Source organism: Aeromicrobium sp., from assembly GCF_014378035.1.
Taxonomy (GTDB): Bacteria; Actinomycetota; Actinomycetes; order Propionibacteriales; family Nocardioidaceae; genus Aeromicrobium.
Map to the genome: position 1 here is coordinate 15,350 of NZ_JACMOM010000325.1, position 13,526 is coordinate 28,875.

At 68.4% G+C, this 13,526-nt stretch carries 12 protein-coding genes; 2 read left to right on the forward strand and 10 right to left on the reverse strand.

From position 1 onward, the window contains the following. Positions 1 to 5 precede the first annotated feature (5 nt). The 8 genes from argH to argG are packed head-to-tail and all read right to left on the reverse strand — an operon-like array spanning position 6 to position 8,705. Positions 6 to 1,406 (reverse strand): argininosuccinate lyase, encoded by a 1,401-nt coding sequence (argH, locus tag H7290_RS17275; RefSeq protein WP_290515262.1) that lies wholly within the window; start codon positions 1,404 to 1,406, stop codon positions 6 to 8. Further along, a complete protein-coding gene (locus H7290_RS17280) occupies positions 1,403 to 1,927 on the reverse strand; it encodes an arginine repressor (RefSeq protein WP_366927647.1) in 525 nt (174 codons plus the stop codon). Before H7290_RS17280 ends, argH begins: the two co-directional genes overlap by 4 nt. Next, complete coding sequence (argF, locus tag H7290_RS17285; protein WP_290515263.1) at positions 1,924 to 2,844, reverse strand: ornithine carbamoyltransferase; 921 nt, start codon at positions 2,842 to 2,844, stop codon at positions 1,924 to 1,926. Before argF ends, H7290_RS17280 begins: the two co-directional genes overlap by 4 nt. After that, positions 2,841 to 4,010 (reverse strand): acetylornithine transaminase, encoded by a 1,170-nt coding sequence (locus H7290_RS17290; protein WP_290515264.1) that lies wholly within the window; start codon positions 4,008 to 4,010, stop codon positions 2,841 to 2,843. The genes argF and H7290_RS17290 overlap by 4 nt, the downstream gene beginning before the upstream one ends. After that, entirely contained in the window at positions 4,007 to 4,996 is a 990-nt protein-coding gene (gene argB / locus H7290_RS17295) for an acetylglutamate kinase (protein ID WP_290515265.1), read from the reverse strand. The genes H7290_RS17290 and argB overlap by 4 nt, the downstream gene beginning before the upstream one ends. Then, a complete protein-coding gene (gene argJ, locus H7290_RS17300) occupies positions 4,993 to 6,144 on the reverse strand; it encodes a bifunctional glutamate N-acetyltransferase/amino-acid acetyltransferase ArgJ (protein ID WP_290515266.1) in 1,152 nt (383 codons plus the stop codon). Before argJ ends, argB begins: the two co-directional genes overlap by 4 nt. Before the next feature lie 37 nt (positions 6,145 to 6,181). Beyond that, positions 6,182 to 7,228, reverse strand: coding sequence for an N-acetyl-gamma-glutamyl-phosphate reductase (argC, locus tag H7290_RS17305; protein WP_290515267.1), 1,047 nt, complete (start codon positions 7,226 to 7,228; stop codon positions 6,182 to 6,184). Between the two features lie 49 nt (positions 7,229 to 7,277). Beyond that, entirely contained in the window at positions 7,278 to 8,705 is a 1,428-nt protein-coding gene (gene argG / locus H7290_RS17310) for an argininosuccinate synthase (RefSeq protein ID WP_290515268.1), read from the reverse strand. 84 nt (positions 8,706 to 8,789) lie between these two features. On the opposite strand from argG, the gene H7290_RS17315 reads away from it, so the two are divergent. Continuing rightward, positions 8,790 to 9,152 (forward strand): hypothetical protein, encoded by a 363-nt coding sequence (locus H7290_RS17315; RefSeq protein ID WP_290515269.1) that lies wholly within the window; start codon positions 8,790 to 8,792, stop codon positions 9,150 to 9,152. 81 nt (positions 9,153 to 9,233) lie between these two features. Next, positions 9,234 to 9,788, forward strand: coding sequence for a LemA family protein (locus tag H7290_RS17320; RefSeq protein ID WP_290515270.1), 555 nt, complete (start codon positions 9,234 to 9,236; stop codon positions 9,786 to 9,788). A gap of 52 nt (positions 9,789 to 9,840) precedes the next feature. On the opposite strand, the gene pheT is transcribed toward H7290_RS17320, so the two are convergent. Continuing rightward, positions 9,841 to 12,357: a phenylalanine--tRNA ligase subunit beta gene (gene pheT, locus H7290_RS17325; RefSeq protein WP_290515271.1), complete on the reverse strand. Its 2,517-nt coding sequence runs from the start codon at positions 12,355 to 12,357 to the stop codon at positions 9,841 to 9,843. Continuing rightward, entirely contained in the window at positions 12,357 to 13,460 is a 1,104-nt protein-coding gene (gene pheS, locus H7290_RS17330; protein WP_290515272.1) for a phenylalanine--tRNA ligase subunit alpha, read from the reverse strand. The genes pheT and pheS overlap by 1 nt, the downstream gene beginning before the upstream one ends. Between the last annotated feature and the right edge of the window lie 66 nt (positions 13,461 to 13,526).

Sequence of the window (13,526 nt, forward strand, 5' to 3'; positions counted from 1 at the left end):
GGCGGTCAACCTGCGAGTCGTGCGCGAAGCTCGGCGAGCTGCTCGGCCACACGCACCGGAGCGGTGCCGCCGCGTGAGTCGCGGGACGCAAGCGAGCCCTCGACCGTCAGCACCTCGCGCACGGCCGGCGTGAGCGCCGGGGAGATGGCGGCGAAGTCGTCGTCACTGAGGTCCCAGAGCTCGATGCCCCGCTGCTCGCACGCCTGCACGCAGGCGCCGGAGATCTCGTGCGCGTCGCGGAACGGGACACCCTGCCTGACCAGCCACTCGGCGATGTCGGTGGCCAGGGCGAACCCCTGGGGCGCGAGTGCCGCCATGCGCTCGGTGTTGAAGGTGAGGGTGGCCACCATGCCGGTGAATGCCGGCAGCAGGACCTCGAGAGTGTCGATCGAGTCGAACACCGGCTCCTTGTCCTCCTGCAGGTCCCGGTTGTACGCCAGCGGCAGCGCCTTCAGCGTCGCCAGCAGTCCGGTGAGGTTGCCGATGAGCCGACCGGACTTGCCTCGGGCCAGCTCGGCGATGTCGGGATTCTTCTTCTGCGGCATGATGCTCGACCCCGTCGAGTAGCCGTCGTGCAGCGTGACGAAGCCGAACTCCTTGGTGTTCCACAGGATGATCTCCTCGGCGAACCGTGAGAGGTCAACCCCGATCTGGGCCATGACGAACGCGAACTCGGCCACGAAGTCACGCGAGGCCGTGCCGTCGATCGAGTTGGGGGTGGAGCCGCTGAATCCGAGGTCGGAGGCGACCTTCTGGGGGTCGAGGCCGAGCGACGAGCCGGCGAGAGCGCCCGAGCCGTACGGCGAGTCTGCGGCCACCCGTGCGTCCCAGTCGGCGAGTCGGTCGAGGTCACGCACGAGCGGCCACGCATGGGCGAGGAGGTGGTGCGACAACAGCACCGGCTGAGCGTGCTGCAGGTGTGTGCGCCCGGGCATCGGCGCGCCCATGTGGGCATCAGCCTGGACGGCCAGCGCCCCGACGAGCCCGCGGACCAGCACGCCGACGGAAGCGGCGTGATCGCGGAGGTACATCTTGAACAGCGTCGCCACCTGGTCGTTGCGCGAACGGCCCGCTCTGAGACGTCCACCCAGCTCAGCCCCGAGGCCTTCGAGCAGGCCCCGCTCGAGTGCGGTGTGAACGTCCTCGTCACCGGGCTGGGCGATGAACTCGCCCGACTCGACGTCGGCGGCGAGCGCGTCGATACCCGAGATGAGCGCCGTCAGGTCGTCGCGGCTGAGGAGACCGGCGGCCTGCAGCACGAACGCGTGCGCCCTCGAACCGGCCAGGTCGTACGGCGCGAGCCGCCAGTCGAAGTGGGTCGACCGGGACAGGGCGACAAGCTCGGGCGAGGGTCCGGACTCGAACCGGCCTCCCCACAGGGACGTGCCGTCGGGGTGATCGTTCACTGGGGCTCCTTGGAGGTGGACACCGACGCCGCGAGGTCGGTGAGGCGTTGCGCGACTCCTGCGCCGCCGTCGGCGTCCCGGCAGACCAGCAGCAGCGTGTCGTCGCCCGCGATCGTGCCGATCAGGTCGTGCTGCGGGGAGTGGTCGAGTGCCGAGGCGAAGTACTGGGCGGCGCCAGGCGGCGTGCGGAGGACCACCAGGTTGGCTGAGGACTCGGCCGTCACCAACAGCTCGCGGCAGAGCCGGGCAAGCCTCGACTGAGCTGCGACGCTGTCGGCACCCGGACGGGGCGTGCGGTCGCCTCCCTCGGCGGGCACGGCGTAGACGAGGCCGCCGTCTGGGTGACGGATCCGTACGGCGTCGAGCTCGACGAGGTCGCGCGACAGTGTCGACGCCGTGGCGTGGACGCCCCGGGACTCGAGCAGCTCGGCCAGGTTGCCCTGGGAACGTACGAGGTGCTGGCCGAGCAGATCGACTATCAGCTGCTGACGGGCCGACTTGGTGGCGGGGATCGTCATCATGCCCGTTCCAAGAGCCACACGAGCAGCGCCTTCTGCGCGTGGAGGCGGTTGCCCGCCTCGTCCCAGACCCTGCTCTGGGGGCCATCGAGCACCTCCGAGGTGATCTCGACACCGCGGTACGCGGGGAGGCAGTGCAGGACGATCGCGTCGGGAGCGGCGTTGGCCAGCCGCTCGGACGTGATGGCGTAGTCGCCGAACAGTGCGAGCCGGGCGTCCTTCTCACTCTCCTGGCCCATCGAGATCCAGGTGTCGGTGATGACGACGTCGGCACCGAGGATCGCGGCCGCCGGGTCGTCGGTCACGGTGATCGACCCGCCGGTCTCCTTCGCGATCGCCTCGGCGTCGGTGACGACCGTCAGATCGGGTTGGAAACCCGCTGGGGCACCGACCCGGACGTGCATGCCGGCGGTCGCCCCACCGAGCAGGTAGGAGTGGCCCATGTTGTTGGCGCCGTCACCGACGTAGGCGACGGTCAGACCGGCCAGCTGTCCCTTGCTCTCGATGACGGTCTGCCAGTCGGCCAGGATCTGGCACGGGTGGAAGTCGTCGCTGAGCGCGTTGACGACCGGTACACCGGCGTGGGCGGCCATCTCCTCCAGGCCCGCCCGCGCGTAGGTGCGCCAGTCGATCGCGCTGGTCATGCCACCCAGCACCCGCGCGGTGTCGGCGATCGACTCGCCCCCACCGCTCTGCGTCGTGGCGGCATCGAGGATGAGCGGGTTGCCTCCGAGGTCGGCGATGCCGACACTGAAGGACACCCGGGTGCGGGTCGAGGCCTTGTCGAACATCACCGCGACGGTCTGTGGGCCCGCGAGCGGCTTGCGGGCGTACGGATCGGCCTTGATCTCGACGGCGAGTGCCAGCACCTCCGCCTGTTCGGTGGGGCTCAGATCGTCGTCGCGCAAGAAGTGCCTCACGCCGGCACCTCGTCGAGCAGTCGCCTGATGGTGCGCACCGCGTCCGAGGCCTGCTCCACGGTGAGGATCAACGGCGGTGCGAGGCGGAGACGTTCGGGAGTGGCGTTGTTGAGGATCAGTCCTGCCGCGAGCGCCGCCTTCTGCACCTCGGCGGCGACAGGGCGGTCGAGGACGATGCCCACCAGCAGCCCACGCCCCGTGACGTCGACGACCAACGGATGATCGGCCAGACCAGCGCGGAACACGTCGCCGACCTCGAGAACGCTGCCGAGCAGCCCGTCGGACTCGATCGTGGCGATGACGGCCAGCCCCGCAGCGGTTGCCACCGGGTTGCCGCCGAACGTCGTGCCGTGGTTTCCGGGCTCGAGAAGTGTCGCGGCGTCGCCTGTCGCCACGCATGCGCCGATCGGGATGCCGCCCCCGAGTCCCTTCGCGAGGGTCATCAGGTCAGGCACGACGCCGGACTCGGTGTGGGCGAACCACGCCCCGGTGCGCCCCATCCCCGTCTGCACCTCGTCGATCCACAGCAGCGCGCCGTGCCTCGTCGTGATGTCGCGGGCAGCCTGGAGATAGCCGTCGGGTGGCCCGACGACGCCGGCCTCGCCCTGGATGGGTTCGAGCAGCACGGCCGCGACAGTGTCGTCGACCGCAGCCTCCAGCGCCTCGACGTCGCCGTAGGGCACCCAGCTGACGTCGCCGGGGAGCGGTTCGAACGGGGCCCGGTAGGCCTCCTTCGAGGTGAGCGCCAGCGCGCCCATCGTGCGTCCGTGGAACGAGCCCTCGGCGGCCACGATGCGGGTGCGTCCGGTGCGACGGGTCGCCTTGAAGGCGGCCTCGTTGGCCTCGGTACCGGAGCTGGTGAAGAACACCCGACCGTCGTGACCCAGGAGCGCGAGCAGCTTCTCGGCAAGCTCCACCTGCGGCTCGGAGGCGAAGAAGTTGGACACGTGGCCGAGCGTGGCGAGCTGTGCCGTGACAGCCTCGATGATCGCCGGATGTGCGTGACCGAGGGCATTGACTGCTATGCCGCCGAGCAGGTCGAGGTAGCGGGTGCCGTCGGCGTCCCAGACGTACGCACCCTCACCACGGACGAGCACTCCCTGCGGTGTGCCGAAGGTGTTCATCACAGCGCCCTGGTAGCGCGTGGTCCAGCTCGAGACGGTCATGGCGTCTCCCTTCCGACACTCGTGGAGTAGAGAGCAGTGCGGATGCGCGTCGGCACCCCGGGCACGACCTGCGTGCCGACACCCTCGTCAGTGAAGATCTCGAGCAGCACGGCGTGCGGCTCACGACCGTCGATCACGGTCGCGCGCTTGACGCCCTCCTGCACCGCATTCAGGCAGGCCGTCATCTTGGGGATCATGCCGGTCGACAGGTGGGGGATGAGCTCGGCGAGCGACTCGGGGCTGATCTCGCCGATGACGTCGGAGCTGTTCGGCCAGTCGGCATACAGGCCTTCGACGTCGGTGAGCACGAGCAGCTCCTCCGCTCCGAGTGCGACGGCCAGAGCCGCCGCCGCAGTGTCGGCGTTGACATTGTGGACCTGGCCCTCGGCATCGGGGGCGACGGTTGACACGACTGGGATGCGACCGGCGTCGATGAGGTCCTGCACGGCTTCGGGGCGCACCCCGACAACCTCGCCCACCAGACCAATGTCAGTCTCGACGCCGTCGATGACCGGCAGCGTCTTCCTGGCGGTGAACAGTCCGCCGTCCTCGCCCGACATCCCGACGGCAAGGTCGCCGTGCTGGTTGAGCAGCCCGACGAGCTCTCGGCCGACCTGCCCCGTGAGCACCATGCGGACGACATCCATCGTCTCCGGGGTGGTGACCCGCAGGCCACCACGGAACTCCGACTCGATGCCCAGCTTGTCGAGCATCGCGCTGATCTGTGGACCTCCGCCATGGACGACGACCGGTTTGAAACCGGCGAGCCGCAGGAAGACGATGTCCTCGGCAAAGGCATGCTTGAGGACCTCGTTGGTCATGGCGTTCCCGCCGTACTTCACCACCACGATCTTGCCGTGATACTTCTTGAGCCACGGCAGGGCCTTCGCGAGCGTGGCGGCCTTGTCCGTCGCCTTCTTCCAGTCGGCGGGATGCCACTCGTCGAGGCCGGGTGTCTGGTTGTCGGGAGTCTGGTTGTCGGTCATGAGGAGTACGCCGAGTTCTCGTGGACGTACGCCTGCGTGAGGTCGTTGGTCCAGATGGTGCCCGACTCGTGGCCGGACTTGAGGTCGATCGTCACTGTGACCGCGCGGGGGTCGAGGTCGATGCCGTCGGGAGACTCCGACGGGCCACTGTTGCGGCACACCCAGACCCCGTTGAGTGCGACGTCGAGGTCGCCCGGGTCGAAGGCGGCCTTCGTCGTGCCCACCGAAGCGAGGATGCGGCCCCAGTTGGGGTCTTTACCGAAGATCGCGCACTTGAACAGGTTGCTGCGCGCCACCGACCGGCCGACCTCGAGTGCGTCGTCGACACTCGCCGCATTGACGACGTCGATCGCGATCTCGTGGTCGGAGCCCTCGGCATCAGCAAGAAGCTGCAGCGCGAGGTCGCGGCACACAACCGTGAGGGTGTCGGCGAACTCCTCGGAGTCGGGCGCGCTTCCGGATGCGCCGCTCGCCATCAGCAGGACGGTGTCGTTGGTGGACTGGCACCCGTCGGAGTCGAGGCGGTCGAAGGTTTGTGCGGTTGCCGTGCGCAGGGCCGTGTCGGCCGTCGCAGCATCGATGTCGGCATCGGTCGTGATGACGACGAGCATCGTGGCGAGGGCCGGCGCGAGCATTCCCGCGCCCTTCGCCATGCCTCCCACCGTGAAGCCAGCTCCGTGGGCGACGGCCTGCTTGGGCACGGAGTCGGTCGTCATGATGGCCCTGGCGGCGGCGTCGCCCCCGTCCGGGGCGAGCCCGTCGAGCGCGTCCCGCACGCCCGACAGCAGCGTCTCTTGGTCATTGAGCAGACCAATCAGCCCCGTCGAGCACACCTGGATGTCGATCGCCCCGACAGCGAGCCTCTCGGCCACGGTCTCGGCGGTCCGATGGGTGATGGCGAACCCCTCCGGGCCGGTGTAGCAGTTGGCGCCACCGGAGTTGAGCACCACCGCGACGGCTGAGCCGCCCTTGATGGCCTCCTCGCTCCAGATGACGGGGTTGGCCTTGCAGCGGTTGCTCGTGAAGACCGCGGCGGCCGCCGTCGACGGTCCGTGGTTCACCACGATCGCCACGTCGGGTGCGCCGGTGGACTTGAGCCCGGCTGCCACGCCGGCAGCCGCGAATCCGCGCGCTGCGGTGACACTCATCGGGCGCTTCCTCTCGGCAGGGTCTGGTTCTCATGGATCATGGCGCCACTCCTACGGTGCTGAGCCCCATGGTCTCGTCGAGCCCCAGGGCAAGGTTCATGGACTGGATCGCGCCGCCCGCCGTCCCCTTGACGAGATTGTCGATCGCGGACACGGCGACGAGCCGCTTGGCCCGCGCGTCGATCGCGACCTGGATCTGCGCCGTGTTGGCTCCGAGAGTCGCGGCGGTCGTGGGCCAACGGCCCTCGGGCAGCAGGTGGATGAACGGCTCGTCGGCATAGGCGGTGTCGTACGCCTCGCGTACGGCGGCAAGGTCGACGCCGTCTGCGATCCGGCCCGTCGTCGTCGCGAGGATTCCCCGCGACATCGGGACAAGGGTCGGCGTGAACGAGATCGTCACGTCCTTGCCGCCGGCCAGCCGCAGGTTCTGCATGATCTCGGGGACGTGGCGATGCGTGCCGCCGACGCCGTACGGAGACGCTGCGCCGAAGCCCTCCGCGGCCATCAAGCTGGTCTTGGGAGCCTTGCCCGCACCCGAGTAGCCGTTGGCGAGCACCGCGACGAGGTCGGTGGATTCGACGAGCCCGGCCGCAATCGCGGGCTGGATGCCGAGGGTGACGGCCGTGACGTTGCAACCCGGGACGGCGATGCGCCTGGCCCCCGCGAGCGCGTTGCGTTGGCTTCCGTCTCCGACCATGAGCTCCGGCAGCCCGTAGGGCCACGTGCCCGCGTGCTCGCCCCCGTAGAACTCGGCCCACTCATCAGCCGACTGCAGTCGGTGGTCTGCTCCGCAGTCGATCACCAGCACGTCGTCGCCGAGCTGGGCGGCCACTGCGCCGGACTGGCCGTGCGGCAGGCCCAGAAAGACCACGTCGTGGCCTGCCAGCACCTCGGCCGTGGTGGGTTGCAGCACACGATCGGCGAGGGGCACGAGATGCGGGTGGTGCCCCCCCAGCGGGGTTCCGGCGCTGGAGGCCGCGGTGAGGGCGCCGATCTCGATCGCGGGATGCGCCAGAAGCAAGCGGAGCACCTCACCGCCGGCATATCCGCTGGCACCGGCGACGGCGACCGTGATAGTTCTCATCTCTCTACCTTTGCAGACGTGTCGAGCGTGGTCGTGGGGTGCTTGCCGCTCAGTCGGTACCGAACTCCATGGCGGCGAAGTCGAGTGCCTGCTCCTCTTCGTCGGGTGACTCCCCCCGCGAGGCAATCGCCTCGGCACCGCCGGTCTCCATCGCACCGATGAGCTCGGTGTGCGAATCACCGATCATTCCGAGCAGGGCGTACTGCTCGAGCTTGGCTCGGGAATCCGCGATGTCGAGGTTGCGCATCGTGAGCTGGCCGATGCGGTCACCCGGCCCGAAGGCCGAGTCGACGGTGCGTTCCATCGAGAGCTTGTCGGGGTGGTAGCTGAAGCCTGTGCCCTGCGTGTCGACGATCGAGTAGTCCTCGCCGCGACGCAGCCGCAGGGTGACCTCGCCGTCGATGGCGGAGCCGACCCACCGCTGGAGGGACTCCCGGATCATCAGGGCCTGGGGGTCGAGCCAGCGTCCCTCGTACATCAACCGGCCGAGACGGCGACCGTTGTCGTGATAGCTGGCCAGGGTGTCCTCGTTGTGGATCGCGTTGACGAGCCGCTCGTACGCGATGTGCAGGAGGGCCAGGCCGGGAGCCTCGTAGATGCCACGGCTCTTGGCCTCGATGATGCGGTTCTCGATCTGGTCGGACATACCGAGCCCGTGCCGGCCACCGATCGTGTTGGCCTCGTGCACCAGATCGACATCGGTGGCGAACTTCTTGCCGTTGATCGAGACCGGCCAGCCACGCTCGAACGCTATCGAGACGTCTTCCGTCACGATCTCGACCTCGGGGTCCCAGAACTTGACGCCCATGATCGGCTGCACCGCCTCGAGGCTGGTGTCGAGGTGCTCGAGGGTCTTGGCCTCGTGCGTGGCACCCCAGATGTTGGCGTCGGTCGAGTAGGCCTTCTCCGCGCTGTCGCGGTAAGGCAGCTCGTGGGCGACGAGCCATTCGCTCATCTCTGTGCGCCCGCCCAGCTCGGCAACGAAGTCGGCATCGAGCCACGGCTTGTAGATGCGTAGGTGCGGATTCGCCAGCAGGCCGTAGCGGTAGAACCTCTCGATGTCATTGCCCTTGAAGGTCGACCCGTCCCCCCAGATCTGGACGTCGTCCTCGAGCATCGCGCGCACCAGCAGGGTGCCGGTCACAGCCCTGCCCAGTGGCGTGGTGTTGAAGTAGGCGCGACCGCCGGAACGAATGTGGAATGCTCCGCAGGTCACGGCGGCGAGACCCTCCTCGACCAGCGCGGCGCGGCAGTCGACAAGCCGGGCGATCTCGGCGCCATAGGCGGTGGCTCTGGCCGGCACTGACGCGATGTCGGGCTCGTCGTACTGCCCGATGTCGGCGGTGTAGGTGCACGGGACGGCCCCCTTGTCGCGCATCCAGGCGACGGCCACCGAGGTGTCGAGGCCTCCGGAGAAGGCGATTCCGACGCGCTCGCCGGCAGGAAGGCTGGTCATCACTTTGGACATGACGAACATTCTTGCATGTGCCTGCAAGTTATTGCAGGCCGGGGTCCGCCCACATGATCTCGGACGCGGACTCCACCACCCTAGGATGCAGCCATGAACCGGATCGGGCTGCGCATTGTCGCGCTCATCCTCACGGCTGGTCTCCTGCTTGCTCCAGCACTCATCGCGATGATTCCCGACGACTCGACAACCAGTCCCGATCCGGTGACCATCACCGACCACCACGCCAGATTCCTCGTGCAGTCCCACGGCAAGCTCATTGCCAAGGAGACACTCACGACCGAGTTCCCGGCGGGAAGACACGGCATCTTCCGCGGGGCGAGCTCTTCGGGCAACAACGACGCCTTCTCCGGATTCGAGTCCTCGCTGTCCTCCTCGATCAGCGCCTACGCAGCATCCCAGCCGTCCTCATCGTCATCAGGTGGCGACGGCGGTGGCGGTGGCGGTTCGTGGTGAGACCGCACCATCCACTCACCTCCCGATCCCTCGCCCCCTCCGTGTCACCACCCCATCGCTTCCCCACCCTGAGGAGAACACATGCTCTTGATGATCGTGGCGGTCATCATCGCCCTGTCGCTGTTCGCGGCCTATGCCTTCAACAAGCTGCGTCGTCTGGACATCGGGGCGCAGGAGGCGCTCGGCGGCATCGACGTGCAGCTCACCCGGCGCGCCGACCTGATTCCCCACCTCGTCAACACCGTCAAGGGCTACGCCCAGCACGAAAGGGGCGTCTTCGCGGAGGTCACGGCCGCGCGGGCAGGCGCCGCCGCGGCAGCGAAGCAGGGAACGGTGCCAGAGAAGGCCGCGTCCGAGGCTCGACTCGACAGGGCGATCATCGACGTCCTCGCGGTTGCCGAGGCCTATCCTGACCTCAAGGCGTCGGCCAACTTCCAGGCGCTCCAGGCCGAGCTCTCCGACACCGAGAACAAGATCTCGTTCGCCCGTCAGTTCTACAACGACGCAGTGGCCAGCCTCAACAAGGTCGTGCAGACGATCCCGTGGCTGCTGTTCACCGGTGTCGCCGGGGTGAGGTCCAGGGAGTTCTACGACTCACCAGACGGCCAGGCGACTGCGCCGACCGTCTCCTTCTGACCCTGCACTCCGATCCCATCCGTTGGACACGCCCGTCGGAGGCCAGGTCAGGTCAGGTGCGCAGGATGGCACCGCTCACCCGACGCGCAGCGTCGACCGCCGCCTCGCGCGCGCCCCTGATGTCCTCTTCGGTGAGGGTCCGGTCAGGGGCACGGAGGCGCAGCGCGAACGCGAGCGACTTCTTGCCCGCGGGCACCTGATCGCCCGTGTAGACGTCAAAGAGCCGAGCCGACTCGATCAACGTGCTCGCACCTGCCAGCACGGCCTGCAGGTCGCCGGACAGCACCGACCCGTCGACGACCAGCGCCAGGTCCTCCTTGGCGACGGGGAACGCGGAGAAGTCAGGCCGTGGACCGATCTCTGGAGAGGCGTCGACCAGCGCATCGAGGTCGACCTCGGCGGCAACCACGCGGGCAGGAAGCCCGTAGGCCTTCAGCACCCGCGGGTGCAGCTCACCTGCATGACCGATCGTGACCCCGTCGAGGACGAAGGCCGCGCAACGTCCCGGGTGCCAGGGGGCCAGCTGGACCTGCTCGACCGCGAGGTCGACGTGCAGCACCTCAGCGACGTGCTGGACGACCGCGACGGCATCTGCCCACATGACGTGACGCCCGGGTCCGGCCCAGCCGGTACGGACACGTTCACCACTCATGAGGAGTCCGACGTGCAGCGGTTGGGCCGGGAGAACGGCATCGAATACCGCGAACTCGCCCGGCCCCGGACGGTCAGCGACACCGTAGATCGGCGCCGTCGCGACGTCCGACCGGGGCAGGAAGACCCTGCCGGTCTCGACGATGCTCACATCGGAGTGACCCCGGCCGATGTTGAGCACGAGGCTCCTGAGCAGGCCGGTCAGCACCGTGGTGGTCATGCCCGGCTCCTCGGCGGACAGCGGGTTCTCGAGGAGCACCTGGGTGCGGCGCACGTCATCGGGCAGGAGCCCCATGCGGTCCCAGTCGGCCTCGCCGGCGAACGGGAAGGTCTTGACCTCGATGAGCCCGTCGCCGGCCAGGACGTTGCCAACCCGGCGACGCAGCTTCTGGGCCTTGGTCAGTCCCCTCCCGGCCGGGGCCGGGGGCAAGATCGATGGCACCTTGTCGTAGCCCACGACCCGCAGCACCTCTTCCACGACGTCGTACGGGTCGGTCAGGTCGGGCCGCCACGGCGGGGGCGTGACAGTGAGCCACTCGTGGTCCATCTCCACACTGCAGCCATTGGCCTCGAGCGCCTCGACAGAGGCGACCGCATCGATCTCGACACCCGTCACGCGGCTGGGGAGGTCGACCCGGAGCCGGATATGTGGTGACGCCGGCGACTCACCGACGACGGTCATGGTGCCAGACACGACTCCCCCGCCGAGCTCGGCCATGAGCTGGGCCACCCGCGTCGCGGCCCGTGGTTGCAGGCTCGAATCAATGCCGCGCTCGTTGCGCTTGGACGCCTCGGACGGGATGCGGTGTCGTCGGGCGGCGCGGAAGATCGTCTTCGGGTCGAAGTAGGCCGACTCGATCACGATGTCAGTCGTCGTACCGTCGATCTCGACGTCGGCAGAGCCCATGACCCCAGCAATGCCGATGGGACCACGATCGTCGGTGATCAGGAGGTCGTCGGGGTCGAGCGTGCGCACGACATCGTCCAGAGTCGTGATCTTCTCACCCTCGACGGCGCGACGTACGACGATGCCGCCGCGCAGCTTGGCTCGGTCGTAGGCGTGGTTGGGCTGGCCCAGCTCGAGCATGACGTAGTTGCTGATGTCGACGGCCAGCGAGATCGATCGCATGCCGGCCTGCTCGAGCCGTCGTACGAGCCAGCCGGGGCTCGGGCGGGACGGGTCGAAGCCGGTGATCTCGCGGGTCACGAAGACGGGTGCGGCGAAGGCATCCTCGACCCGTACGGGATAGGACGTGCCGGTCGACACCACCTCATCGACGGTGTCGGCCGGGTCGTGGAAAGGCACGTCGAACGCGATCGCCGAGTCGCGCGCGACGCCCCGGAGCGACAGGGCATAGGCGCGGTCGGGGTTGACCTCGAGGTCAAGGACGTCACCGTCGAGGCCGAGCAACACGATGGCGTCGTCGCCCGGCTCGGCCGTGCCGGGCTCGAGCACCATGATGCCGTCGGCATCACCGGCCAGCCCCAGCTCAGCACCGGAGCAGATCATGCCGTCGGACACGTGGCCGTAGGTCTTGCGGGCGGTGATCTCGAACCCCAGGGCCGGCAGCACGGTGCCGGGAAGGGAGACGACGACCAGATCGCCGACGACGAAGTTGTGGGCGCCACACACGATGCCGCGCCCTGCCGCCATCTCGACGCCGTCGGGGTCGCTGACGGGAGGGTCGTTGTGGGCCGCGCCGACGTCGACACGGCACCAGTTGATGGTCTTGCCGTTCTTCTGCGGCTCACCCACCAGGGTCAGCACTCGACCGACCGTGAGCGGGCCGGAGATGCCCGAGCCGATGATTTCCTCGAGCTTGAGGTCGAACGCCGTGAGCCGGGCCGCCAACGCCTCGGTGCTCAGGTCGTCGGGCAGGTCGACGTACTGGCGCAGCCACTCGACAGGTACGCGCATCAGAGCTCAACTCCGAACGGCTCAGTGAAGCGGATGTCTCCGTCGAACAGGTCACGCAGGTCGGCGATGTCGTAACGGGAGGTGATGGTGCGGTCGAGCCCGATGCCGAACGCGAATCCCGAGTAGACGTCGGGGTCGACGCCGCAGGCGATGAGCACCCGCGGGTTGACCACGCCGCATCCGCCCCACTCGACCCACCCCTCGCCCTTGCAGGTGCGGCACTCGGCGACAGCGTCGGGCTCGTTGTGGCAGACGTAGCAGAGCAGGTCCATCTCCGCGCTCGGCTCGGTGAACGGGAAGTAAGACGGACGAAAGCGCGTGGTCATGCCGTCGCCGTAGATGGCCTGGGCGAAGTGATCGAGGGTCCCCTTGAGGTGAGCCATCGAGAGGCCCTTGTCGATCGCGAGGCCCTCGACCTGGTGGAAGACCGGGGAATGCGTGGCATCGAGCTCATCGGTGCGGTAGACCCGCCCCGGACAGATGACGTAGATGGGGGGCTCGCGGGTGAGCATCGTGCGCGCCTGAACGGGCGACGTGTGGGTGCGCAACACCATGGCCGCCGACTCGGGCGTGACCCAGAAGGTGTCCTGCATCGTGCGCGCAGGATGGTCAGGGCCGAGGTTGAGGGCATCGAAGTTGAGCCACTCCGCCTCGACCTCCGGGCCCTCGGCCACCTCCCAGCCCATGGCGACGAAGATGTCGGCGACGTGCTCCTGGATCGTCGTGAGGGGATGGCGCGCACCGACGGCCTCGACGTCCCACGGCAACGTGACGTCGACGGTCTCGCTGGCGAGCGCAACCTCCTCCTCGGCGGACTCGACCTCGGTGGTCCTGGCCGCGAGAGCGTGGTTGATGGCTCCGCGGGCCTGACCGACTCGCTGGCCGGCCTCCTTGCGCGCCTGCGGCGGGAGAGCGCCGATCTCGCGGTTCGCGAGAGCCATCGGAGAGCGGTCACCGGCATGGTCGATGCGCACCTGCTTCAACTCCTCCAGCGTGTGCGCCGCGGCGATGGCCGACAGCGCCTCGTCGCGCATGCGTTCAACCTCATCGGCTCGCAAGGGCGTGACCTCCACGGGGTCGTACGAGGAGTTGGGCGCGGACATGATGACCTTCCGGCGAGCACAGATGAACGGATCAAGCCATGACGACGTGAGTTTATCGGTCGCCGG

What these genes read in the sequence shown, in the direction of transcription:
- H7290_RS17280 (WP_366927647.1), bottom strand. Translation starts at nt 1,927, where the DNA reads ATGATGACGATCCCCGCCACCAAGTCGGCCCGTCAGCAGCTGATAGTC.
- H7290_RS17290 (WP_290515264.1), bottom strand. Translation starts at nt 4,010, where the DNA reads ATGACCGTCTCGAGCTGGACCACGCGCTACCAGGGCGCTGTGATGAAC.
- argB (WP_290515265.1), bottom strand. Translation starts at nt 4,996, where the DNA reads ATGACCGACAACCAGACTCCCGACAACCAGACACCCGGCCTCGACGAG.
- argJ (WP_290515266.1), bottom strand. Translation starts at nt 6,144, where the DNA reads ATGAGTGTCACCGCAGCGCGCGGATTCGCGGCTGCCGGCGTGGCAGCC.
- argC (WP_290515267.1), bottom strand. Translation starts at nt 7,228, where the DNA reads ATGAGAACTATCACGGTCGCCGTCGCCGGTGCCAGCGGATATGCCGGC.
- argG (WP_290515268.1), bottom strand. Translation starts at nt 8,705, where the DNA reads ATGTTCGTCATGTCCAAAGTGATGACCAGCCTTCCTGCCGGCGAGCGC.
- H7290_RS17315 (WP_290515269.1), top strand. Translation starts at nt 8,790, where the DNA reads ATGAACCGGATCGGGCTGCGCATTGTCGCGCTCATCCTCACGGCTGGT.
- H7290_RS17320 (WP_290515270.1), top strand. Translation starts at nt 9,234, where the DNA reads ATGCTCTTGATGATCGTGGCGGTCATCATCGCCCTGTCGCTGTTCGCG.
- pheT (WP_290515271.1), bottom strand. Translation starts at nt 12,357, where the DNA reads ATGCGCGTACCTGTCGAGTGGCTGCGCCAGTACGTCGACCTGCCCGAC.
- pheS (WP_290515272.1), bottom strand. Translation starts at nt 13,460, where the DNA reads ATGTCCGCGCCCAACTCCTCGTACGACCCCGTGGAGGTCACGCCCTTG.